Source organism: Exiguobacterium sp. MMG028 (genome assembly GCF_027947425.1).
Taxonomy (GTDB): Bacteria; Bacillota; Bacilli; order Exiguobacteriales; family Exiguobacteriaceae; genus Exiguobacterium; species Exiguobacterium aestuarii_A.
This window is the reverse complement of record NZ_JAQJIN010000001.1, coordinates 525,275-548,263: the sequence shown is the minus strand read 5'-3', so window position 1 is coordinate 548,263 and position 22,989 is coordinate 525,275. Positions and strand designations below refer to the sequence as shown.

General features: G+C 46.8%; 29 protein-coding genes, 1 tRNA gene and 2 riboswitches. Of the genes, 14 read left to right on the top strand and 16 right to left on the bottom strand.

All coding sequences use genetic code 11. From position 1 onward, the window contains the following. Positions 1-15: 15 nt before the first annotated feature. Both PJK55_RS02955 and PJK55_RS02950 read left to right on the top strand, forming a co-directional pair. Positions 16-1,029: an FtsX-like permease family protein gene (locus PJK55_RS02955; RefSeq protein WP_271304742.1), complete on the top strand. Its 1,014-nt coding sequence runs from the start codon at positions 16-18 to the stop codon at positions 1,027-1,029. Beyond that, complete coding sequence (locus PJK55_RS02950; protein WP_271304741.1) at positions 1,026-1,664, top strand: ABC transporter ATP-binding protein; 639 nt, start codon at positions 1,026-1,028, stop codon at positions 1,662-1,664. Before PJK55_RS02955 ends, PJK55_RS02950 begins: the two co-directional genes overlap by 4 nt. Here the strand turns inward: PJK55_RS02950 and PJK55_RS02945 are convergent. Further along, entirely contained in the window at positions 1,654-2,064 is a 411-nt protein-coding gene (locus PJK55_RS02945) for a hypothetical protein (RefSeq protein ID WP_271304740.1), read from the bottom strand. The two genes, PJK55_RS02950 and PJK55_RS02945, sit on opposite strands and share 11 nt — an antisense overlap. 179 nt (positions 2,065-2,243) lie before the next feature. Between PJK55_RS02945 and PJK55_RS02940 the strand changes: the two genes are divergently transcribed. Continuing rightward, positions 2,244-3,167 (top strand): alpha/beta hydrolase, encoded by a 924-nt coding sequence (locus tag PJK55_RS02940; protein ID WP_224861204.1) that lies wholly within the window; start codon positions 2,244-2,246, stop codon positions 3,165-3,167. Here the strand turns inward: PJK55_RS02940 and PJK55_RS02935 are convergent. Next, positions 3,100-3,795: a CPBP family intramembrane glutamic endopeptidase gene (locus PJK55_RS02935; RefSeq protein WP_224861206.1), complete on the bottom strand. Its 696-nt coding sequence runs from the start codon at positions 3,793-3,795 to the stop codon at positions 3,100-3,102. The genes PJK55_RS02940 and PJK55_RS02935 overlap by 68 nt on opposite strands. Positions 3,796-3,881: 86 nt before the next feature. Here PJK55_RS02935 and PJK55_RS02930 point away from each other — a divergent pair, with 86 nt between their 5' ends. Both PJK55_RS02930 and PJK55_RS02925 read left to right on the top strand, forming a co-directional pair. Further along, positions 3,882-4,565, top strand: a complete 684-nt coding sequence (locus PJK55_RS02930) for a lytic transglycosylase domain-containing protein (protein ID WP_271305265.1) — start codon at positions 3,882-3,884, stop codon at positions 4,563-4,565. A gap of 28 nt (positions 4,566-4,593) precedes the next feature. Then, a complete protein-coding gene (locus PJK55_RS02925) occupies positions 4,594-5,184 on the top strand; it encodes a DUF1643 domain-containing protein (RefSeq protein ID WP_214692558.1) in 591 nt (196 codons plus the stop codon). A gap of 13 nt (positions 5,185-5,197) precedes the next feature. Here the strand turns inward: PJK55_RS02925 and PJK55_RS02920 are convergent, their stop codons facing one another. The 7 genes from PJK55_RS02920 to PJK55_RS02890 form a co-directional block, all read right to left on the bottom strand. Next, a complete protein-coding gene (locus PJK55_RS02920; RefSeq protein WP_271304739.1) occupies positions 5,198-5,932 on the bottom strand; it encodes an energy-coupling factor transporter transmembrane component T family protein in 735 nt (244 codons plus the stop codon). Next, positions 5,914-7,257 carry an ABC transporter ATP-binding protein gene (locus PJK55_RS02915; RefSeq protein WP_271304738.1) on the bottom strand — a complete coding sequence of 448 codons (1,344 nt, stop codon included), beginning with the start codon at positions 7,255-7,257 and terminating at the stop codon, positions 5,914-5,916. The genes PJK55_RS02920 and PJK55_RS02915 overlap by 19 nt, the downstream gene beginning before the upstream one ends. Continuing rightward, on the bottom strand, positions 7,250-7,825 hold the full coding sequence (locus PJK55_RS02910; RefSeq protein ID WP_074034359.1) for an ECF transporter S component: 576 nt from the start codon (positions 7,823-7,825) through the stop codon (positions 7,250-7,252). The genes PJK55_RS02915 and PJK55_RS02910 overlap by 8 nt, the downstream gene beginning before the upstream one ends. Continuing rightward, positions 7,818-8,408, bottom strand: a complete 591-nt coding sequence (locus PJK55_RS02905) for a YkoF family thiamine/hydroxymethylpyrimidine-binding protein (RefSeq protein WP_271304737.1) — start codon at positions 8,406-8,408, stop codon at positions 7,818-7,820. The genes PJK55_RS02910 and PJK55_RS02905 overlap by 8 nt, the downstream gene beginning before the upstream one ends. 82 nt (positions 8,409-8,490) lie before the next feature. Then, positions 8,491-8,591: riboswitch (TPP riboswitch) on the bottom strand. A 59-nt stretch (positions 8,592-8,650) separates the two neighbouring features. Beyond that, positions 8,651-9,850: a GTP-binding protein gene (locus PJK55_RS02900; protein ID WP_271304736.1), complete on the bottom strand. Its 1,200-nt coding sequence runs from the start codon at positions 9,848-9,850 to the stop codon at positions 8,651-8,653. 111 nt (positions 9,851-9,961) lie between these two features. Continuing rightward, positions 9,962-10,228 carry a hypothetical protein gene (locus tag PJK55_RS02895; RefSeq protein WP_271304735.1) on the bottom strand — a complete coding sequence of 89 codons (267 nt, stop codon included), beginning with the start codon at positions 10,226-10,228 and terminating at the stop codon, positions 9,962-9,964. Between the two features lie 12 nt (positions 10,229-10,240). Beyond that, the gene (locus tag PJK55_RS02890) at positions 10,241-11,122 is read right to left on the bottom strand and encodes an SMP-30/gluconolactonase/LRE family protein (RefSeq protein WP_271304734.1); all 882 of its coding nucleotides are present in this window, start codon (positions 11,120-11,122) and stop codon (positions 10,241-10,243) included. A 139-nt stretch (positions 11,123-11,261) separates the two neighbouring features. Between PJK55_RS02890 and PJK55_RS02885 the strand changes: the two genes are divergently transcribed. After that, positions 11,262-11,870 carry a class I SAM-dependent methyltransferase gene (locus tag PJK55_RS02885; RefSeq protein WP_333781791.1) on the top strand — a complete coding sequence of 203 codons (609 nt, stop codon included), beginning with the start codon at positions 11,262-11,264 and terminating at the stop codon, positions 11,868-11,870. 37 nt (positions 11,871-11,907) lie between these two features. On the opposite strand, the gene rlmN is transcribed toward PJK55_RS02885, so the two are convergent. Further along, positions 11,908-12,969 (bottom strand): 23S rRNA (adenine(2503)-C(2))-methyltransferase RlmN, encoded by a 1,062-nt coding sequence (gene rlmN / locus PJK55_RS02880; RefSeq protein WP_214692573.1) that lies wholly within the window; start codon positions 12,967-12,969, stop codon positions 11,908-11,910. A gap of 65 nt (positions 12,970-13,034) precedes the next feature. After that, complete coding sequence (locus tag PJK55_RS02875; protein ID WP_271304732.1) at positions 13,035-14,441, bottom strand: amidase family protein; 1,407 nt, start codon at positions 14,439-14,441, stop codon at positions 13,035-13,037. Positions 14,442-14,555: 114 nt separating this feature from the next. Between PJK55_RS02875 and PJK55_RS02870 the strand changes: the two genes are divergently transcribed. The 5 genes from PJK55_RS02870 to PJK55_RS02850 all read left to right on the top strand — a co-directional run bounded on the left by PJK55_RS02870 (position 14,556) and on the right by PJK55_RS02850 (position 16,809). After that, positions 14,556-14,717, top strand: coding sequence for a hypothetical protein (locus tag PJK55_RS02870; RefSeq protein WP_214692576.1), 162 nt, complete (start codon positions 14,556-14,558; stop codon positions 14,715-14,717). A gap of 44 nt (positions 14,718-14,761) precedes the next feature. Continuing rightward, a riboswitch (SAM riboswitch) is annotated at positions 14,762-14,861 on the top strand. A 67-nt stretch (positions 14,862-14,928) separates the two neighbouring features. Then, positions 14,929-15,453 carry a peptide-methionine (S)-S-oxide reductase MsrA gene (gene msrA, locus PJK55_RS02865; RefSeq protein ID WP_271304731.1) on the top strand — a complete coding sequence of 175 codons (525 nt, stop codon included), beginning with the start codon at positions 14,929-14,931 and terminating at the stop codon, positions 15,451-15,453. A 101-nt stretch (positions 15,454-15,554) separates the two neighbouring features. Continuing rightward, a complete protein-coding gene (locus tag PJK55_RS02860; protein ID WP_271304730.1) occupies positions 15,555-16,076 on the top strand; it encodes a DM13 domain-containing protein in 522 nt (173 codons plus the stop codon). Between the two features lie 144 nt (positions 16,077-16,220). Continuing rightward, a complete protein-coding gene (locus PJK55_RS02855) occupies positions 16,221-16,478 on the top strand; it encodes a hypothetical protein (protein ID WP_271304729.1) in 258 nt (85 codons plus the stop codon). A gap of 1 nt (position 16,479) precedes the next feature. Beyond that, complete coding sequence (locus PJK55_RS02850; RefSeq protein WP_271304728.1) at positions 16,480-16,809, top strand: DUF6678 family protein; 330 nt, start codon at positions 16,480-16,482, stop codon at positions 16,807-16,809. Between the two features lie 533 nt (positions 16,810-17,342). Here PJK55_RS02850 and PJK55_RS02845 read toward each other — a convergent pair. The 3 genes from PJK55_RS02845 to PJK55_RS02835 all read right to left on the bottom strand — a co-directional run bounded on the left by PJK55_RS02845 (position 17,343) and on the right by PJK55_RS02835 (position 19,525). Next, on the bottom strand, positions 17,343-17,669 hold the full coding sequence (locus PJK55_RS02845; RefSeq protein WP_271304727.1) for a hypothetical protein: 327 nt from the start codon (positions 17,667-17,669) through the stop codon (positions 17,343-17,345). 364 nt (positions 17,670-18,033) lie between these two features. Continuing rightward, complete coding sequence (locus PJK55_RS02840) at positions 18,034-18,456, bottom strand: SRPBCC family protein (RefSeq protein WP_271304726.1); 423 nt, start codon at positions 18,454-18,456, stop codon at positions 18,034-18,036. Positions 18,457-18,661: 205 nt separating this feature from the next. Beyond that, positions 18,662-19,525, bottom strand: coding sequence for a GRP family sugar transporter (locus PJK55_RS02835; RefSeq protein WP_271304725.1), 864 nt, complete (start codon positions 19,523-19,525; stop codon positions 18,662-18,664). 123 nt (positions 19,526-19,648) lie between these two features. On the opposite strand from PJK55_RS02835, the gene PJK55_RS02830 reads away from it, so the two are divergent. The 3 genes from PJK55_RS02830 to PJK55_RS02820 all read left to right on the top strand — a co-directional run bounded on the left by PJK55_RS02830 (position 19,649) and on the right by PJK55_RS02820 (position 20,793). Continuing rightward, positions 19,649-19,721, top strand: a tRNA-Ala gene (locus PJK55_RS02830). A 113-nt stretch (positions 19,722-19,834) separates the two neighbouring features. Beyond that, positions 19,835-20,167 carry a four-helix bundle copper-binding protein gene (locus PJK55_RS02825; protein WP_271304724.1) on the top strand — a complete coding sequence of 111 codons (333 nt, stop codon included), beginning with the start codon at positions 19,835-19,837 and terminating at the stop codon, positions 20,165-20,167. Positions 20,168-20,226: 59 nt separating this feature from the next. Then, positions 20,227-20,793: a 3'-5' exonuclease gene (locus PJK55_RS02820; RefSeq protein WP_271304723.1), complete on the top strand. Its 567-nt coding sequence runs from the start codon at positions 20,227-20,229 to the stop codon at positions 20,791-20,793. A gap of 23 nt (positions 20,794-20,816) precedes the next feature. Here PJK55_RS02820 and PJK55_RS02815 read toward each other — a convergent pair whose 3' ends face one another. After that, positions 20,817-21,878 (bottom strand): bifunctional glycosyltransferase family 2/GtrA family protein, encoded by a 1,062-nt coding sequence (locus tag PJK55_RS02815; protein ID WP_271304722.1) that lies wholly within the window; start codon positions 21,876-21,878, stop codon positions 20,817-20,819. Positions 21,879-21,968: 90 nt separating this feature from the next. Continuing rightward, positions 21,969-22,958, bottom strand: coding sequence for a sodium:calcium antiporter (locus tag PJK55_RS02810; RefSeq protein WP_271304721.1), 990 nt, complete (start codon positions 22,956-22,958; stop codon positions 21,969-21,971). Between the last annotated feature and the right edge of the window lie 31 nt (positions 22,959-22,989).

Sequence of the window (22,989 nt, the reverse complement as noted above, 5' to 3'; positions counted from 1 at the left end):
GAAGGAGGTTTTTTTATGCAATTAGGATGGAAAGAGATGTGGCGACAAAAGCGAAAGTTTTCGATGCTGTTCGTGATCACGCTCATGATCGTCATGTTAACGACCTTGATCACGGGGCTTGCTGACGGACTAGCATATGACAACGGTTCTGCCTTACACGAATTGAACGTTTCAACGTATAGACTGGACAAAGATTCAGATGGTCAGTTGACGCGTTCCTTTTTGGACGTCCCAACTGATGCTTCAACTGAAACGATGAGTGTCCGTCCGCTCACAGTCACAATTGATGGAAAGAAAGAAGAGGTGACGCTCTTCGCCCTTCCTAACGGGAGCAAGATTGGGCCAGTCGAAGGTCTACAAAAAGGTGAAGTGGTCTTCGATTCTAGCCTTTCAGAGAACGTGAAGATTGGCGATACGCTGACCGACTTCGTGTCAGCGTATGATTTTACAATCGCTGGTGAGGCCCTTGGAAGATACAGCCATGGGCCCGTCCTCTATACGACGAATGAAACGTGGTTCGATTATTTACGATACTCCGAACAACGTCCATATGTATCTGCCGAGATTGGAGCAAACGCTACGGCATCCAATACACTCACGATGAGTCAACAGGAAATCATCGAATCTGTTCCCGGTTATAGCGCCGAACAGAGCACATTTACGATGATGCGGGCATTTTTACTGGTGATCGGAACCTTTATTTTGACTGCATTCTTTTATCTGTTCACCTTACAAAAGCTACCGGAACTCGGTATTTTGAAAGCAATCGGTCTCTCCCCACGAATCATCGGACAGGCATTGCTCTTCCAAGTCATCGTCATCGTATCATCCGCTGTCGTGGCGTCCATCGGGATAATGTATATCGCTGATGCCGTGATTCCATCGTCGATGCCGTTTATCGTCGACATCGGTCACGTTTCTCTATTTGGTTCCATGTTCATCATCTTATCGATTCTCGGCGCATTCCTTCCGCTCTGGAAGCTTCGCCAAATCGACGCGATTGAAATTATAGGAGGGAAAGCATCATGAGACTAGAGCATGTATCCCATCAATTCGATGGTCAGCTCGTTCTGAACGATATCAATTTACACGTGTCACCCGGAGAATGCATCGCTATCGTCGGTCCAAGTGGGAGCGGGAAGAGTACGTTATTGTATATTCTCGGTCTGCTCCGAAAACCAGATCAAGGAACATTCTCCATGAATGAACAAGATGTGTTTGATTTGGACGAAGAACAGCGACGGCTTCTCCGACTACATGAAGTCGGGTTCGTATTTCAGCAAGCACATCTGATCCCTTATCTGACAGTACTCGAACAGCTCGAGCTCATTCAAGAAAACAAAGATACCGACACAAAACAGTTACTAATGAAGCTTGGATTAGAACATCGATTACATCATCTCCCGACGACACTTTCGGGTGGAGAAAAACAACGCGTCGCCGTCGCTAGAGCCTTGATTAATTCGCCACAACTCATTTTGGCGGATGAACCGACGGCGAGTCTAGATTACGAGAACGGACGGCGTGTGATGGAGTTGCTGTCACAACAAGCACATCGTGAAGGACGAAGCGTCGTCGTCATCACGCACGATGAACGTATGCTCGATGTATGTGATCGTGTACTGCGTGTCATCGATGGCACATTGACTGAGGTCAATAGCTAAACATCGGTTCACGTTGACAGATTTGTTGAAGCTGATGCGTGAGCCAGCCACCGAAACGTACGGTGACCCCGATTTCTCCCTGTTGCGAGATGTCGGCACCTTCAATGACCATGAACCGCTCCGCAATATGATTTGATTCGAGTCGTATACCCGAGAGACAGGCAAACGCACGGACGACCTCTTCTGGTCGGCATCCCGTCGATTTTGCGATTTCCTGAACCTCGGTGTGCAGGCTCGTTTTATTGTGTAGAAAATAACGATCGAGCAACAAATCAAACACGAGACCAACGATTCGTTCGTCACCGTCACATGTCCATCTAAAGGTCACACCTCTTTCGAATGCCCCATTTGGATTACTCAACACACATTGAATCATTCGATAGCTATCCGCTCGTTCCATCACTGTTCTGATCCCCTTTATAGATTGTTTATCGATCATAGCGTGTATCATTATGTGATGCGAGAAGAGGATTGACATATAAACTTTGAGGTTATGGCACGTAAGAACCCAACTTACGTCAGAAAACAGCACGATTTCTCTTCGTTTCGGGTACAATTACGTTGAAAGGAGTCGATCATATGCAACGAAAATGGCAAATCGGATTAGCTTCACTTTTCACTGGTTATTACGCAATCAGCTACTATGCTTTCAAACGGATGACTCGAGGGAAACGGAAAACACCGGAGATGTTACTTGCTCCATACACGGAAGAGGACCGTGCCTTCTATCATGATGTCCCATTTGAACACGTCTCCATACAGTCGAGGGACGATTATCGACTCTATGGTCGAATTTATCGGAATGACGCCTCGACGAAATGGATTGTGTTTGTACATGGCTATACCGCTTCACATAGCTTCATGGCGCCTCATCTCGCCATGTTCCATCGTCTCGGATATAACTTGCTTGCTGTCGACTTAAGGTCACATGGGGAATCCGAAGGCGTTTATGCTTCTTACGGATATCATGAAAAAATCGATATGATCGATTGGGTCGAATGGTTGAAAACGAATGAAACAGTCGAACAAATCGGTCTTCACGGAGTCTCGATGGGTGCAGCGACGGTCCTTCAAACGACTCCGCTCACAGACGTCGATTTTGTCATCGCAGAATGTCCGTTTGACGATATGGGGCATTTGATGCGTTACCAATTGAAAGAATTGCATCGGATACCGGCAGAGCTCTTCCTTCCCGGAATCAATTATTTCTTATGGTCTCGTGCCGGGTTCACCATGAAGCAAGTACAACCGAAAAAGGCCGTCACTGAAACGACGACCCCAATCTTATTCGTACACGGCTCAAAAGATGATTTCGTCCCGACGTGGATGTCAGTCGAGATGAACGCGTTGAACCGCCAAAACGATTTGCTCTTGATTGACGGAGCAGAACATACAGATTGTATGATCAAGGACGCCCCTGCATATGAAGATGCGGTCAATGGTTTTTTGCATCGACATGGATTGGTCCAGCAATCAAGTCAAGTAGTACATGCAAGACCATGACCGGCCATAAGACACCCATACCTAAATATAGGAGACCGAGACCAAAACCGACAATGCCCGTCGTCAATACTCCTTTGACGCCTTGATAAGCATGTGCGATGCCGAAGAGTGCCCCACCAATTAGCGCAAGAGTGACGTTCGACCCATCGATATATAGTGTAATCGTATAAAGCAGAACGCCTCTAAAGATGAACTCTTCGGTCACACCTGCTGTGACCGAGACGGCACTCCATTCCTGTTCCTCTTTCTTCGTTCTAGGCAGGAGGAGCTTTTCTAAATCAAGCTCATAGTACGGGCGTAGGACACGTCGTAATCGGGATGAGGTCTTGACTAACAGATAAAAAACGAGTGTCACTGTGACGAGAATACATGATAGGAAAAAGACTTGCCACGCCTGTTCGTTGCCTGGTTCTGGCGAAAATGTCAAACCTACTTCCGATGGCGGTACTTGAAATAAAAAAATGAGAGCTACAATCAACAAGGTCAGTCCCCATGCTGATTTAACGGTTTGGTCGTATACCCACGTCCGTCCTTTCGTCTCAATCAATGGACGAATCAGTTTTGCGTTAAAGATTTGGACGATCAACATGTATCCAATAATTGCCGTGAAAATCAATCGTTCGAGCATCCATATCCACTCCTGTCCTTCCTCTTAGCTATATGCTACACTATTCGGGTATTGTCTAAAAGCTAGGAGGCGGTATCTTGAAACGTATGATGCTGCGACTGACCGGTTTCATCATTGTACTCGTGCTTTTGCTCGGGGCAATTGGCTGGCTCGGTCAACATGATAAAGTAAACAATGGATTGTATCGAACCTATTATGGCGAGCACGGTGTACCGAACGCTAATCTCACTGTGTATCAGGACGCCGCGGAGGCATACGATGTGGACTGGCGTCTGCTTGCTGCTGTACATCGCGTCGAGACGATCTTCTCACACAGTTCTTCGATGCGCTCCTCTGTTGGGGCAATAGGACCATTTCAATTTATGCCTCGCACTTGGCTAGGTTGGGAATATGATACGGATGATCAAAAAGGCGATGTTCCAGAAGACGAAGTCGATCTGACGGATCTGGCTTTAATCGAACAATACGGGGGTCTCGGTCGTGACGGGAATGGCGATGGCAAGGCAGACCCGCATAGTCTTGTTGATTCTGCCCACACTGCGGCGTATTATTTAAGTGAACACGGTGGGAAAAAGACAGATTCAGTCACATCGATACGGAACGCCATCTTCGAGTACAATCGAAGTGAGCAGTATGTCACTGATGTCATGACATACTATGAGAATTATGAATCAAGTGTGACGGTCATCCCGGATGAGCGGGACACCTTCAGTCAACATGTCGCTTATTATACGATTCGATACGTCGAGTGGTTTAAGACACTCGGCTGATGTTTACATGAAAAAGTGAGGAATGGAAATGAATACGCATATAGAAGAAGTAACCATCCGCGTAAAATCGATTTTCAACGAAGACAAAACGAAACGTTATATGCGAACGTATGAGTTCACGGATGTTGAGGATGGAGTGATTTGTGCCGTCATCATCTATTCACCGCGTATGAGCGATGCCTTTTTATCAGGTACGACAACGCAACGTGCTTATATGTTGATGCAAAATCATTTGTCGCAACCGATTCGGGAGATGCGTGTCATCAGCCTCGTGCCAACACTTGCCATCAATGATAATCTTCCATATGTGGAATCGCAGCTCGACGAGACGAATTATCACTATGTCGAAGAGACGTTACAAGAGGTGGAGGCGAGCGGCGGAATGATCATCGTCGGTTGGGGATCGCCTGGTCGATTGATGCACCATGCGACATCCTATAAATCGCTCTTTGCCGATTACGAGTCCAATATGTACTGTATCGGTACGACCGCTAAAGGTGAACCGCAACAGATTCGCATGGCCAACGAGAACACGGTGCTCGAGGCGTTCAACAACGAATCGGTAAAACCTAAGTTTCGGATTGTGAAGGAAACGAAGAAGGAAGATGACTCCATGTGAGTCACCTTCCTTTTTATATGCCCGCCCAGATGGCGATTCCAAATAACGCTAGTAATACACCTGACCAAACAAAATCACTTGATTTGACCTCAACCTTGTCATAAATCGTTCGTTTTCCACTCGTGAACCCTCTCGCTTCCATCGAGAAGGCGATGCGTTCTGCCCGTCGGATCGAACCGGCAAGGAGTGGCAACAGTAATTTCGGAACGTGCCGAAGGCGTTCCCATTTCGTGTTGAGCGAAATTCCTCGCAGCTGATGTGCATATTGGAGTTGCTGTAGCTCACGCTGCAACAAAGGGATGAAACGGAACCCGACAAGGGCACTATAGGCAATCGTCGGTGATAATTTCGCCTGTTGCATCAAACTCATAACGAATCGCTTTGAATCCGTTGTCATCATGAAAAGAAGGGAGAGGACCGTGAACGCCAGGACGCGAAGACTAAGGGCAACGGCAACACGTCTCTCTTCAACTGTGATGTCCTGACCGAGTATGGTCATCCACGTCTCTCCCTCAAGATTTTTCCCAAACACGAGCGTCGTCCAAAACGTACCGATCGCCGTGATTAAAAATGGAATTAAGAACATTCCCCATCTCTTCCACGATACGTCTGTCGCCACCAGCTGAATCAGTAGCGTACCGACAATGATGACGAGCGGTGTCCAAGGGTTGTAAAACAGTGCCAGACCGAACATGATGACCGTCAATGTCACAAACTTCATCGTCGGATTCATGTCATGGAGTGACATCTTTCTCCCCTCCCTTGCAATCGATAATCAAGGAGCATCTCTGTGTTCTTCCATAGTTCATCCCCGAACGGTCCCGAAAGTTCCCCATCCTTCATCAAATAGAACGTATTGGCGATATTGGCGAACGATAGGTCATGGGTTACGAACAGGATGGTCTGCCCTTGTTCCGCATGCCGCTTCATCAGCGCCTCGAGTGCATGGAGTGACGCTTCGTCCTGACCTGCAGTCGGTTCATCGAATGCAAGCAATTGCTTATTCGATAGCGACTGGATTCCAACTGCGAGCCTCCGTTTTTGACCATGGCTAAGGGATAACGGATGGAGGAATCTCTGATTATGAAGCTCCATGTCAGATAACACGGTCTCAATTGATGTTTCGTGACCAAACTGCAACTCTCGCTCAACGGAGTTCATAAAAAATAGATGTTCTGGTGATTGTGGCACGAGTCCGACCCGATGATCGTGTTCTGTTAAGCTTCTTAAAAATGTCGACTTCCCGCTCCCATTCGGTCCGAGAATGGCAATCACTTCTCCAGCCCGGACGTGGAGCACCGTCTCGTTGAGCTGAAACGAATCACGTCTGACCTCTTTAACCTTGTAGCGTTGAATAGCTGAGAGTGACGCGTTCGACTTCACGAATGCAAAATCCTCGACCGGACGGAATGATTCATTCCTAACGACACACCCTCGCTCTAACTCAATATGCCAGTCAAAGTAATCCCCCCATAGATGAGGGCGATGCTCGACGACAATGACGTTCAGGTCTTTCATCTTGTCGAGCCATTTTACAAATTCTTGCGCGGTCACTGGGTCTAGATGCGTCAACGGTTCATCGAGCAGTAGCCATTCCGGTCTTCCGACTAGAGCGCACGCAACAGCAATCCGCTGTTTCTGTCCGCCTGACAACGAATCGATTTTTCGGTTTCGATAATCACTCAACTGTAACGATTCGAGGATTTCCGTCACGCGTTGTTCGATGTCTGAGACAGGTGTCGACAAGTTCTCAAGTGTGAAGATCAGTTCTTCTTCCACCCGCTCCATGACAAATTGCGTATCCGGGTCTTGAAACACCGTCCCAACCCGCTGATTGATTTCGCCAGGTGCATAGTCGTCGTATGATCGTCCAAGTAGTTCGAGTCTACCATCAAGGATTCCGTCACAATTCTCCGGATAGAGACGGTTGAATAGCGCGAGAAGTGTCGACTTCCCGCTCCCGCTCGCCCCACTAAGAATCGTACGACCTTGACGGATTGAAACGGTCACGTCTTCAAGAATCGCCTCAGAACTCTCTGGGAATCGAAAATGAAGTGACTCTGTCTCAACCATGGACGTTCCCACTTCGTGAAATCGCATAACCGCGAAGTGATCCTGTCTTCAGCAATAGGTCACTGAGCAACTTCCCACCGATCCCAGCGATGACCATCCCACTGACGGCTCTTAGCCCGAACATCGTCGCCACATAACCTGGCTCTAACATCGCGAACCCACTCATGAAATATGTATAGACGAAACTCGTGACAGCCGACCCAAATCCGGCCAGCATAAGAACCCATAGCTCATAACGTCTGTAGCCCGTCATCGCAAAGACGGCTTCTGCCCCTAGACCTTGAACGATGCCGACCAAGATGATGCGTGGCCCAATGGCATTCCCAATCAACATCTCAATCGTTGCGGCCATCACTTCTGAGATGAATGCCGCCCCCGGTTTGCGAATGATGTATGCCGAGATAATCGATACGATAAACCAGATGCCAAAGATCCACTCGTAGGCGATGGGACCGATCAACCCTGCCCACAAGTTACCGATATGAACGAACAATAAATAGACGACCGCGAAGACAACAGATAATACGGAGACAAGGACGACTTCTTTCAATTTCCACGATTTAAGCATGTCGCCCTCCATGTGACGGACTATTTACGCTGAACGTCACCGTCATGACAACATGTCGGTTCTTTTCGCGCGTCCGCTTAAAAGCCCCCTCATAGTACGAGAACACGTCATCTAAGTTCCCATGGATGCCTGATGCATAATGCATCGACTCGTTATAGACACCAGCCTGTTTTGCTTGCTCGATTTCTTCATAGATGAGTTCCATGTAATTGTCAGCACCCATCGGATAGAGTGCGAACTGCGAAGACACATACTGGTCTCTTGATGCACCGTTTGATGGTTCGCTCGGAGCCTCGAGTGCCTCATCTCCCGTTGAATCTCCTGGACAACCGACAGAGAACGTTCCGCTCATCGAGACGTGCTTCCTTTCCTCCGAAGCAAGACTCAACACCGTTCGAGCGACGTCAAACACATGCTCGACTCGTCCACGGATGACCGTCGACACGTCATCCGTATGTTTCCACACACCTGACAGATCCGTTCGTTTTAGAGCACCTTTGATTGTCCCGACAAAATCGTCTGTCATCGGGCTCAGTGTGAATCGAAACCCGACAATCGGACTCGTACCACATGATTCATTCATTCTATTTCCCCCTCTAAATGTGTTTGCATAAAAAAAGCCGCATTCATGAGAATGCAGCAACAAAATCTATACAAACTTGCATAGAGAAAGTGCCGCACTTCCTCACGCCAGTATTATCTGGATCGAGTTATAAGGGATCGGAGCCATGCTCTCATCTCAGCCGAAGCACCCCTAGTGCAGTCATTAATATGCGGTTACTTATGCAGTCACAGTATAGCGATGTTTTAATCTTTTGTAAACGGTCAATCTGAATACGTGACGAATTGACCCGTACCAGGGAGCGGATCATGGAGCGTATCCCACGATGTTTCCATCTCCTCATCCGTCAACAAGCAAGCGTCAAGTGACCGCTCGACCGTCTCCCGGTCCATTCGTTGACCGATGAGGACCAATTCGTTCTGTCGGTCTCCGTACGGCTCGATGTAGTCTTCGCGCAGTTCTGGTTCGGTTGCAAACATAGCCTCTCGTTCACTCTCCGGAAGTGTCGCTAACCAACGACCCGCATGTTCGAGCGTTGATGCATACCCAGCCTGCGAAAACAGACAAGCGAGGTCGTTTCGTGTCGCAATCCATAAGAAACCTTTGGCACGAACGATTTCTTCAGGGTAATGTTCCATCCAATTCATCAAACGCTCAGGATGGAATGGTCGACGCCGACGGTAAACGAACGAACTGATGCCATACTCTTCCGTTTCCGGCGTATGTTCTTCCGACTCGAGTTCTTGAATCCAACCTGCAGCGCGCATCGCTTGGTCAAAATCGAACAACCGGACGTCTAGTAGGTCGTCTAACGCCACATTCGAGTAGGTCGACGTCAACAACTTAGCACTCGGATTGAGCGTTTTCAGTAAGCCCTTCATCTCCTGCAGTTCTTCTTCAGATACCCTGTCCGCCTTGTTCAATACGATGATGTCCGCAAACTCGACTTGGTCGACGAGAAGGTCGACGACTTCACGTACGTCACCTGTATCGACGGCTTGTTGGCGTTCCATAAGCGATTCACCGGAATTGAAATCTTTGAAGAAGCGGTACGCATCGACGACAGTGATCATCGCATCGATATAGACACGGCTCGTCAAATCGATCCCGAGCGCGTCGTCGGCATACGTGAACGTCTGCGCAACGGGAATCGGCTCAGAGATACCAGAAGACTCGATAATGATGCCATCTAGCTCGCGATCTTTCGTCAAGTCATAGACGGCTGTCAACAAATCTTCTCGGAGCGTGCAACAGATGCATCCGTTCGAAAGTTCGACTAATTTTTCATCAGTCCGGGAGAATCCTCCTTGCTCGATCAACTTTTCATCGATATTCAGTTCACTCATATCGTTCACGATGACGGCATATTTCTTGTGATCTCGGTTATGTAAGATGTGGTTAAGCAGTGTCGTCTTGCCGCTACCAAGATACCCAGAGAGTACCGTAATTGGAATTCGTTTCATGATATATCCTCCATTTAAATCGTAATGATTACTTTTTATATAATGGAATGGGAACATCTTTTTGTCAACAAAAAAACACGCCACACGGACGTGTTTTCGAAGAAAGTATAATCATTCTTCCAACGCTCTTCGTTCTGCTTCTGAGCGCGGGTAAGCATTCGCCTGCCATTCAGCCCGATAAATCGAGTCGAGTTGAGTCAATCCGACTTCATCCTCGTCTTTGTCTGAATCGACGCTCGGCACCTCATCCCACTTTGGGTCGAGGTACGAATGGTCTTTTTCACGTGCTCGATTTTCTTGGATCTTTTGAATCCCCATCTTAACTGCTGCAGCAACTGCCAACCCAATACCTGCTCGAACCAACAGTCGTTTCACCATCGTATTTCCTCCTCAGCGACCGAAACGATACAATGGCATCCCTTTCACTTCTGTGTCGACGATAAATACCGATCCCGCATCTGGATATTCGGCAAGCGCCTCCTCATCCATTCCTTCACGAGCCGTCGTGATGGCTAATCGATTAAGCCCATCCCCGATAAAGGCGCATGAGGTGACATTCGGTGCAGGAACATGCACTTCCAATAATTTTTTACCTGTCGAAGGGTCCCAACGTGACACTCTTCCACCAGCGTAATGTGCAATCCATAGACAGCCTTCAGAGTCGGACGTCATCCCGTCAGGAAAGCCTTCTTCCTCTGAAAAATCAACGACGACCTCTCCGTTCGAGAGCGTTCCTGACTTCAAATCAAAATCATACTTCCGAATTTTTTCAGTCGGTGTATCGATATGATAGAAAACGGAATGGTCAGGGGACCATGTCAACCCGTTCGAAAGTGTCAACCCGTCCATAAGTGTTGTTGTCGTTCCATCTCGATCGACTCGATACAATGTCGCTTCGTTTTCTTCATCCTCAAGGTGAAGCGTACCTGCAAAAATGCGACCATATGGATCAGCTTTCCCATCGTTGAAACGTAATCGACCATCAGGGTCATCCAACTCGACAATCTTATTTAGATCTCGATTGATTTCATCCCATTCATAGATTCCGTCTTTCAACCCAAGGACGACACCATCCGTCACTTTTGGTATGACAAAACCGACTTGTTTTCCGACCTCGAAAGAAGAGATTTCGTCTTCTCGCTCGTCATACCACCATAACGTATGACCTTCAATATCTACCCAATAAAAACGCTTCAATTCAGCATCCCAACAAGGACCTTCACCAAGCGTATTTCGTACCCGAATCCATAACGACGCATCTACTCTCTCCATTACTTAGCCTCCACTCTATCCATTAGTTCAGAAATCTATTCCCTTCTCCCATCTGGACTATGCATGAATTCAGAAAATCGTGATGGATTTTCACCGTCGTCCGTTCGATTTGCTATAGTGAAAGAAAAATAGAGAGGAAGTGAATGTCTTGTCTAAATGGGATGAACGATTTAGCTCGGAGGATTATGTGTATGGGACAGAGCCAAACGAGTTTTTACGTGAATGGTTCACGTCTCATCAAATTGAAGGAAAACATGTATTGGCCATCGCAGAGGGGGAAGGACGAAATGCAGTCTGGCTCGCCACGCTCGGCTTCAACGTCGAGATGTGGGACGCTTCAAAAATAGGACTCGAAAAAGCGAAGCGCTTGGCGACTTCACGAAACGTCACCCTTCAAACGAAGCAGATTGACTTGAATGAAGCGGTCTGGTCGCAAGATACGTATGACCTAGTCATCTGCATCTTCGGCCACTTCCCACCACAAGTCAGAGAAAAGGTGCTCGCCGGTATTCAAAAAATACTACGACCTGGTGGCGTATTCCTGACTGAAGTGTACTCTACAAATCAACTTGCCTACGGGACAGGTGGACCAAAAGACTTCTCCCTTCTTTACACCGAAGAGATGTTCCACCAACTAAATGACGATTTCGCACCTCTCCTTTTGCACGAGACGGTCGTTTGGCGAGAAGAGGGATCACTCCATCACGGTGAATCAGCTGTGATTCAATATGTCGGACAAAAACGATAAGCGAATGGCCTCCCCGAAATTCGGAGAGGCCATTTGATTACTTCGCGCCTTCGACGTTCATATGCTTACTGCGGAGCTGACCGCAAGCTGCATCGATGTCTGTCCCGTGTTCGAGACGGACACCCGTATTGACGCCACGCTTTTTCAAGATATCATAAAACGCCATGATATCTTCCGGTGTGCTTCGCTCATATTGGATATGCTCGTTGACCGGATTATACGGAATCAAGTTGATATAAGACTTGTCTTTGATGTCTTCAATCAAGTCCGCGAGTTCTTCCGCATGTTCCGGTAAATCATTCACTTTTGAGAGCAAGATATACTCGAATGTGATCCGCTTATTCGTCTTCTCGACGTAATAGCGAATCGACGGCATGAGTTTATCAAGCGGGAACGCCCGGTTGATTTTCATGATTCGTGTACGGAGCTCATCGTTCGGCGCATGGAGAGATAGCGCCAAATTGATGCGTAAGTCGAGGTCCGCAAACTTATAAATCTTGTCAGCAAGACCACTCGTCGACACGTTGATTTTACGTGGGGCGATTGCAAGACCACGCTCATCTTTTACGACGCGCAAGAAGTCGACCAAGTTATCGAAGTTATCGAACGGTTCACCGATTCCCATAACGACGATATGACTGACACGGTCCCCTTCTCCTTCTCCATCGAGGAAATGTTGGACAGTCATGATCTGCTCGACGACCTCACCAGCCGTCAAATCACGTGTCTTTTTCAACAAGCCGCTCGCACAGAAGCTGCAGCCGATGTTACAACCGACCTGTGTCGTCACACAGACCGAGCGACCATATTTATGACGCATGAGCACCGTCTCGATATAGTGACCATCATGCAATTTAAGTAAAAATTTGACCGTTCCATCGCCCGCTTCTTGTTTGACGAACAGTTCTTGTGTCGAGATGACATATTTCTCAGTTAAGTAATCGCGTACTTCGTCACGGACGTTCAGCGCGTCCATCGATTTGACTCGATCGATGTAGAGCGAGTCCCAGACTTGACGTGCGTGGAAGGCACCATATCCTGCTTCCGTGCACTCGTTTGTGAGCTGATCGAACGTCAACCCGTATATAGATGATTTCATTCTAACCTGTCCTTTCTCTAATCCGCATACGTACCATTGTAGCGGACGTCAGAGACGGGTGCAACTTACGAATAATCTGGAGGCGTCGGTCGTGTGATGAACTGTTCGAACGCATAAGCGACACGAATCAAATCTCGTTCCGCAAAGCTCGTTCCCGTGAACGATAGACCGAACGGGGCCCCGCTCTTTTTTCGTTTATAAGGGACCGTGATTGTCGGGTGTCCTGCTTTCGCAGCCATGTCATAGTTCATGTCATGTGGCAGGACGATTGCGTCCAGTTTTTGTCCTTTTAATAGCTCATCCATTCCGTCCACTTTTGCGAGATGAACATCATCAATCCGACGGTCGAGATAACTAGCTTCGACGAGACGCCCTGAACGTGCATCTGACTGTTCAAAGATGGTCTGCCCGTGCGGAATCGATTCGGGGTGGTCCGCGTTCCATTCGATCAAGTCGGAAAGCGTCTTAAATGGCACAGTTGTGTTCGCAAGATACGCCTCAATCCCAAGCTTGAATTCATCAAACAAAATATCTGCCTGTTCTAATGCATCGTGTTTCGGTAACGTGATCTCGACGAGTTCAACCTCGGCTTGACGCAGCAATCGAAGTGCCTGTTCATACAAACCGACTTCTTCGTCTGAAAGATTTGGCTTGATAAATCCGACACGCATCCCGACCGCTTGACGGACATCGAGACATGTCACATAAGGCGGTCCGACTGGAGTTTCCCATGTCGCAGGATCAGCCGAATCTTCACCACACATTGTCTGCAAGGCAACGACCGCATCACGAAGGGTACGCGCCATCGGTCCAGCCGTATCCTGAGAACGTGAGATCGGAATGATTCCTGAACGACTGATCAAGCCGACGGTCGGCTTGATTCCGACGATACTATTATGCACACTCGGGTGTACAATCGAGCCGCTCGTCTCAGATCCAACGGCAAGGAGTGTCAGGTTTGCCGCAACCGCCGAAGCCGATCCAGAACTCGATCCCCCGACATCTAATTGGTCGCCATAAGGGTTCTTCGTTTGTCCGCCAACAGCACTCCAACCATTCGGCATATCTTCCGTTAAAAAGTTCGCCCACTCGGACAGGTTCGCTTTTCCGAGAATGATTGCCCCGTCATCCCGCAATCGTTTCACGAGCTCGGCATCTCGACCTGCAAAATGATGTCGCATGGCGGCGGCACCTGCTGTCGTACGCATCAGACCGGCTGTCTCGATATTGTCCTTGATTAAGACGGGGATGCCGAGGAGCGGTTTGCGTACTCCTTTTTTATATGCCCGGTCTGCTGCCTCTGCCTCGAACAGGGCGTCCGGATTTACCTGGATGACGGCATGAAGTCGCTCATTATATGCAGCAATCCTTCTAAGATAATACGCTGTTATGTCTCGTGCCGTGAATTGTCCTTCTTTATACCCACGATGTGCACGTTCAATCGTCAGTTCATGTAATTGGATTTGTTCCATCCTACATTCCTCCTTTATCTCTCCCAACTTTATTCGTGCTCTATGCCTGATTTCCTTTTCGTATCGCCAAGTCGATGTGTTCTTGTTACACTTAAGAAAAAACAGGAGGTTCCTATGACACGCTCCTATATATTCGTGCTACTCGCTGTGTTCGGTCTATTTTTCTTGCAGTTATACGGAGAAAATGTGCCGTATGGTCCGTTCATTTCGATCGGGTTGATCGGATTCATCATCGTCTTGACGATTTTTCAGTTAAAGCGAAAACCGAATCATTGACGAAAGTATTTTGAGGGTGGTATGATGCTCTCACCAACTACATATCGATATCAAGAGTGAACGAGAGATCTGGCTCCATGACTTCACAGCAACCTGCCATAGGCAAGGTGCTACGACCAGCAAGGGAAACCTTGGACGATATGACGAGAGCGCTCATGTCATCCGACGTGAGCGCTTTTTTGTTGAAATACGATTTGGAGGGAACGACAAGATGGAAAAAGCAACATTTGCAGGTGGCTGTTTTTGGTGCATGGTAACACCTTTTGAAGAACTACCAGGGATTGAAGGAATCGTATCCGGCTATATGGGCGGACAGATCGACAATCCGACGTATGAAGAAGTCAAAACGGGAACGACTGGTCATTTAGAAGTCGTTCAAATCACATATGATCCATCTCTGTTCTCATATGAGCGTCTCCTCGAGCTATATTGGATTCAGACCGACCCGACCGATGACGGTGGTCAATTCCAAGACCGTGGACCTCAGTATGCCCCAGCCATCTTCTATCACACGGAGGAACAACGAATCGCGGCTGAGGCGAGTCGAGACGTATTAGCGGCAAGTGGTCGCTTCACGGCACCGATTGTCACAAAAATCACTCCGGCGACGACATTCTTCGAAGCGGAAGAGTATCACCAGGATTACCATAAAAAGAATCCGAAGCACTATAAAGAAGACCGGGCCATCTCAGGACGGGACACGTTCATCGAAGAGAACTGGACTGAAACCGTATAACGGTCATCAGACGCGAATTTTAGCATTCGCGTCTTTTTATAAGCTTATGAATCGGGAAAAGGCTATTAATGGTTCATCTATCCGAAAAGGAGGACTCATACATGAAAACTAGTACGAAACTCATCATCGGTGTGATCGGCGTAGCCGTGATCGCCGTCGCCTGGTGGCTTATCTCACCGCTTTTCTTGACAGAGACCGTCGATGAAGGATTACCACCGACAGCTGTTGAGACGCCTGTTCCAGAAGAAGAGACAGAGGAAGAGACAACCGAGACACCGGAAGCACAACCGAGTCAAACCGAAGTAGCGGGTGTGTTCATGGACGGGGAGAAAAATTATGAGACGACGGGCACGATTCGCTCCGTCGAGGCAGAAGACGGGACGTATCTCCGATTTGAAGAGTTCGAGACAACGAACGGACCTGACTTATTTGTCTATTTGACGAAGCCAGGACAAGAGACAACCGAAGGCGTCAGTTTAGGATCGTTAAAAGGAAACATCGGGAATCAAAATTATTTAGTCCCTGCGGATGTGAATCTAGAAGAGTACAACACAGTTGTCATCTGGTGTCGTGCGTTCAGCGCGACGTTCGGGACGGGAGAACTGACTTTAACAAGTGAATGAATTGACTAAAGGGTGACTGAATGAATCGGCCACCCTCTTTTCATTTGAGATTACCTGAAAAAATAAAGACCAATCATCCAACATCAATTGAGAACATGCTATCATATATGTAAATAAGTGTAATTCAATTGAGGAGGTACGATTATGGAGCAGACGTTGTCACAACCATATAAACATTACTTTTGGAAACGTTTCTTTCTATTCTTCATTCCATTAATGGTGGTGGGCATACTATCCGAACCGATAATTATTCAGAATCCATTCGAAGAGCTCGAAGACTATGGAGAATTTGTGTTTTTCTTGGCAATTTATATCCTTGTACTCGGTGGATGGGCAGCGTTTATAACGTCGATGATGTGGCGGATTAGACAACGCAAGTTGAAAAAAGAGGAGAATGATTAAAATGAACTCTTATTACTCCCATCCAGTGATGAATAATACAAAGTGGGAAGAAATTAGAGAAGCAATGTGCAATACTCCTAATCACTTCCAATGGCGGACAAAAGATATTGAAACCGGCTATATTACAATGTGGGATGCTGAGTGGTATTATCATTTCAGACTTGGGAACTACAAATACATTGAATGGTTAGAAATTAAGGCGGACACCGAGGAACTCCGAAAAGACCTTTTAGATATCCTTCAAAAAGTTCATGTCCCTGGAAAGGTTCTTGAGGATGCTATTCGAGTTTATGGATATGATGATACTGGATCATATGTTGACTATATCTAGTATAACTCAATATGATCAATTTACACTTTTCTCTCTTAATTTCAATTAGAGCGTAAGCAGACGTCCCAAATCCTTGTATTTGACTTTTCTCTTGCGCTCCGTGCCTCCCGTCTGAAAGGTAAGGAACATATTTCTTATCGGCGACACACGCATCCACTCGGAGTGTTCCATCACTCCCGAGAACGAGAACACCGTCCGGACGAACCGAACCAATCCTTCGAACGTATAGTCATCAAGTAGTCATTCGTTCATCACGTCTAAAATTCTTCCCATTCTCTACAGAACGACTTCTCTCAAAAAGTCCATTCAGTGCACCTACGGAAGTTTATCGCCAAAATCATCGGCAGAAGTGTAAAAAAGGGGTCTAGTCACCAAAAATTGATGACCGAACCCCTCTTTTTATTGAAAAGTTCTAAAATGGAATAGTAATAATCTAGCCTCACTTTGTTTAACTCATTTATTCCATAAAAGGGTTTGTTCCGCTTTAATAGTGGTTAAAAGGATTATCATTTATCTTACATATAGAGTAACCATTATAAGCAACTGTCTTTTATCTTTTTGTATAAAAGAGGATTTTGAACTTTTATCAAAGCAATTGCTTCTTCAAAGGCAACTCCATCTAACAAATTAATTTTATTACATTCAAAATTTGGATTTGTTAACCAAATTTGAGCTAAAGATTCTCCACAGCTGGCTCTTATCATTTCTTCTGTCGTTTGATCATTCGCGATACTTAATAATGCGGCTTCTACCATCTCATTGTTGGATGTGAAACCTAAATCTATGGCTGCGTCATCTCTAACAGCATCATCTATAGTTGTGTCTAGTAGAGTATTAATTAATTTTTGTGCTATATCCATTTTTTAAATCTCCCCGATAGTATATGAGTCCTTTCGAATTTCCCTATCGATTTGAAGAAGGTACAGCGAGTCAACTTGAGCGCACATTCAACAGGAAAATATTCGAGCTGAGCGACTTCTAACTCATCGAGAAAAGAATGAACGAAATAATTTAGTTGACGAAACTCTACTAACAAATTCGGACAAGCCCATTTTGCACATATATGAGCGCCCACCACAACGGACCATGTGCACGGATTTATTTACTCCAACTCGATGAAAGACGCTTAAACACCACTCAAAATCATCGCATCGCTCAGTATTCTCCAAAACCTTGTTCATATCATTGAAAAGGGAGCTGCTGTTCAAAGCATCTGTTTATCTTTTATACACTCTTACCATTCGCATATCGAGTGAAATTATCGAGAATTGCCTGCCAGCCTTGTCGTTGCAATTCAATCGGATTCATCGATTCTGTATCAAATACCTCGATCACTTTCGTCTGATTCCCTTCTGAAGCAAATGAAATTCTAACTCTCCGTTCATCGTCAAGACGATACTGAATGAGCTCATTTACTTTAACTTCTTCATACACTCCTTCAAAATCAAAGCCCATGCTTTGATCTTTTGCTTCCATCCGACTTCGAAATTTCCCGCCAATCCGTAAGTCGTTTTCCGCTTCGGTCGTATGCCAATCGTCAGACGCATGATTCCATTGTTTAATATGATCTGGGTCTGTCCACAGTTTCCAGACAGTGTCGATTGGTGCATCGACGACCGTTGATATCGTCACTACGTTTGATTCCATGATTCGTTTCCCCTTTACTCTGCAATTTTCCGAGCAATCCTGAATGTGTTACGTACCCTGTACCATGTAGATTACATGAGTAGGCATTACTTCCCTATCGGTCACATCATCTCCTGCTCTCCCTTAATATCGCTAATCAAAAAAACCTGAATGGCACGCTAGCACGAGTGCACATTCAGGGTTCTTATCATTTCATCATTGAAATTTAGCTCTTGGCAATCCCAAGCATAAATCCGGCAACGACAATCAAGCCAATTCCCATAAAGACATAGACGCGTTCCTTTGTCGTCTTCTCTTCTTTCAAGAGATAGATCCCACCGAGTGTCGCCACGACGACGTTCAATTGAGATAAAGCGAATGAAGTCGCAATCCCGACTTCTCCGCTCGAGACGAAGAGACCGAAGTTCCCAATCCCCCAGGCAATCCCGGCTAAAATATTCTTGAACGTACGTGGATCGAATTTCTTCACGTCCTTCTCACGGATACTGAAGAGAAGTGCTGCGATGAACATCCCGACCGATTGTGGAAGAATCGCCGTGATGCCTTCTACTTCAAAGTAGTTCGTCAAGACCGCATACGTGACGTAACCGATACTTGAAACGAATAAGACGAGTAACCCCTTCTTCAACGCACCGGCGCTATCTTTGTCTTTTTTCTGTTGATACGAAGTCATCGTCGCCCCGATGATAATCAAGACGAGCGCTGAGAACCCTAACCATAGCTCTGTCGTCGTCTGCCAGTCCCCGAGAACGATGACCCCAAAGAGAGACGTCCCGACGAGCTGCATTCCCGTACTGATTGGCATCGCTTTGGAGACGCTTAGGATTTGGAACGATTGGAACTGCAAATATTGACCGAGCGCCCAGAACGCCCCTGAGATAAATCCGGTCACGATGGCGAGTGTCGTGAACTCCGGTCGGAATACGAGGGCAATCACGGCCGCCATGATCATCGCCCCAATGGTCGTTCCGATTAACTGCTGAATCGGTTTTCCTCCCACTTTCGACACGATGAGTGGAATACTTCCCCACATGAGTGCCGGTAAGAGTGCCAAAAGAATCATTTCCATAAAGCACACCTGCTTTCTTAATATAACGTCTAACATGGAATTCCCACGTATCCAATTTTATAAACCTAAATTGCAAAAGGGAATTGCCATGTCGAATACTACGATGATATAATGATTTCGAACGGGGCATTAGCTCAGCTGGGAGAGCGCTACGCTGGCAGCGTAGAGGTCAGGGGTTCGAGCCCCCTATGCTCCATTAATTTGTCACATCTCGAATGAGGTGTGGCTTTTTTATTGGCATGATGCGATTCAACCCCTTTCTGAACGGGTAATGTTAGATAGACTTTTTCATATAAGGGGGAATTTTTGATGGAACGCACATCTGTTGAAGAGACATTGACGAGCGTGATCGAATGCATGCGCGCTTGTAACCATTGTTTCTCAAAAAGTTTACAAGAAGAAGATTTACACATGTTCACTGAATGCATCCGATTGACACGTGAGTGTTCCGACATCTGTTCGCTCGCATTGAATGCCTTAGAAACAGATTCAGCCTTCTCAAAACCAATCGTTGCCTTATGTGCTCAGGTATGTGATACATGTGCCGTCGAATGTGGCCGTCACTTGCATGACCACTGTCAGGCTTGTGCAAAAGCGTGTGAGCGCTGTGCGGAAGCTTGCCGTACCCTCGTCGCCGCTTAAGCACGACATTCGTCTAACTTTCTGTTAGACTTTTTTATTGTGAAGAAAGAAGGTGAACCATGCAACATACCATCCTCGCTCTCGATGTAGAGACCGCTAATCGAGATAGCCGTAGCATCTGCTCAGTCGGGTGGAGCATCCTGCAAAATGGAGAAGTGATCGAAACTGATCAACGACTCGTCAATCCAGAGGAAGACTTTGATATGGGGAACATACGGGTTCATGGCATTCGTCCGAGTGACGTGTGGGATGCCCCTGCGTTACCGGAAGTACTTGCCTCTCTTTACCCGATTTTACGAGAAGTCGACCTCGTCATCGCACATAACGCCTCATTTGATATGGGTGCCTTAAGAAAGGCAATTGTGAAATATGATTTATTCGATTTCCCTACAATTGAGTTTGGATGCACTGTCAAATTATCACGTAAACTGTATCCAGGACTCCCGAACCACAAGTTGAACACGATGGCAGAATACTTGAACGTGCCGTTTATTCATCATGATGCCGCAGAAGACGCTCGCGTATGCGCTCTTCTCATGCGTGATATGATGCAGAAAACCGGCATTACAAGCCCGAGAGAGCTACATCGCTATACGTCCGTAAAAACAGGTACACTCGCATATTAAACCGGTCATGAGCCCATGACCGGTTATTTTTTGAAGATCCATCGTTTTTGAACGTAATAACTGACGAAAAAGAGAAAACTGTCGACGGCAATTTTTAGGATGACTTCGCCTTGTCTAAATAGTAGAAACAAGAGATATACCAATAATGCCGAAATTCCCATCTGGAGAACGACGAGTGAAAAATATTTGGACAGTGATCGTCGTGCTTTCGAATGAAAGACAACTTTCCGATTGACGAGATAATTGAATAAAGATGAAATGACTCGTGCGAGTACCGTTGCAGCGATGACATGAGCTGTATCGAAGTACGGTGATAATAAATAGATGAAGACTGCATACATCCCGACGTCGACCACGAAAGATGCGACGGACGACAAGGAGTACATGAAAAACATGCGATAAATCAAAATCGAATCTAAAATCGGTCTGAAATGGGACGAGTCATTTTCATTCTCATATACCGTCTGGATGGTCGTCTGTTGAATCGGGACCTGCAAGCGCTTTGTGAATGTCAGCATATTCATCTCGAACTCATATCGGTTCCCAGGAATGTCGAGCAATTGTCTCGCATATCGCATCGGTATGGCACGTAGACCGGTCTGTGTGTCTTTCAGTTTTAACCCGCTCCCAATCAACATGACGAGTCGTGTCGCCTGATTCCCAAACCGACTTCTAAGAGGAATCTTGTCCCCACTGAAATCACGACATCCCATGATCAGATGATGCGGTTTGCTCACTCCCTCTTCATACACATTGACGACGTCCTCAGGTAAATGCTGTCCATCGGCATCAACCGTGATGACGCCTAGCTTGTCAGGATAGGTCTCCGCAATATACTTCAATCCAATCTTCAGCGCCGCGCCTTTCCCTTGGTTCTGTTCATGCGATAACACACCGTCGACGATTGAGGCCACCGTCTTAAAGACTGAATCGGACGATGCATCACTTCCGTCATTCACGACGATGATTGTCGAGAATCCGCTCGCCCTCAATTGCTCTACAAGTGTGACGAGTGCATCGTCAGGGTTATAGGCCGGGATTAGAATCGAGTACGCCTTCCGTATTCCCACTTCATGCATTTGCATCGCCACCCCTCCTCTCCTTTTCTTTATACCCGAAGCGACCGCATCACATTCCCACAAAAAAATGCATCAGCGAGAAGCTGATGCATGATATCATCCGACGAAAATCAAGTACGACGAAACAAAGTACACGACGACGACGAGTAATGAAGGAATGACGTAGCGTACCTTCGAGGTGACGTTCTGACGAAGGACGCTGTACATGACGAGAATCGATAGAATCGTGATTCCGACCGCTGACACAAGATGTGATGTCGAGACGTCTGCCAAAATCGAACCGTTGCGATAGAAAACGTCCGACATGGCAATAATGAGCATATTGAAGATGTTACTACCGAGGATCGAACCGAATGCCAAGTTAACGTTTCGAAGTTTGAGCGCCATAAACACGGCGACCGCCTCAGGTAATGACGTCGATGCGGCAATCAAAAAGCTCCCGACAAAACTTGAACCAAGTCCCGTGACGACGGCAATCTGGTCTCCTGTGATGGAGAGTGCTGTCCCGGCTGCCATGATCACCACTGCCGCAATCAAGAATCCGAATCCAGCTCGTTTCAACGTGATATCTTCATACTTACCGACGACAACCTCTTCTTCCACTTCCTGTTCAGCGACCGGCTCTTTTGGTTGCTTCCCAATGTAATAAATCCCAATCCCGTAAAGGATGGCGATCAAGAGTGCGTCGACACCGATTCCGATAAACGTCATATCGACCCGGACAATCAAGGCAATTAGCGTCGTGACGGTCAGCAATAGACCAAGTCCGGCCGTATACAAATGATCACGGCTCGCGTAGTTAAAGAGTTGCTTTTGGCGGAAATATAGATCAAACATCGCTAAAATGAAAATATTGAACAAGTTAGACCCGAGCATGTTTCCGATCGCAATGTCTGGGTTGTCAATCATGACAGCCGAGATACTCGTCGTCACTTCAGGTAATGACGTCGCACCTGCCAACAAAACGGTACCGACGAGCATTCCGCCCATTTTTGACTTTTCCGTCATGACATCGGCGTATGTGGACAACTTGATTGCGGCGTAGACCGTGATGGCCGCAGCTAATAAGAAATAAACAAATACCATTTTTTCTCCTCCTTGGGTAAACAAAAAAGAC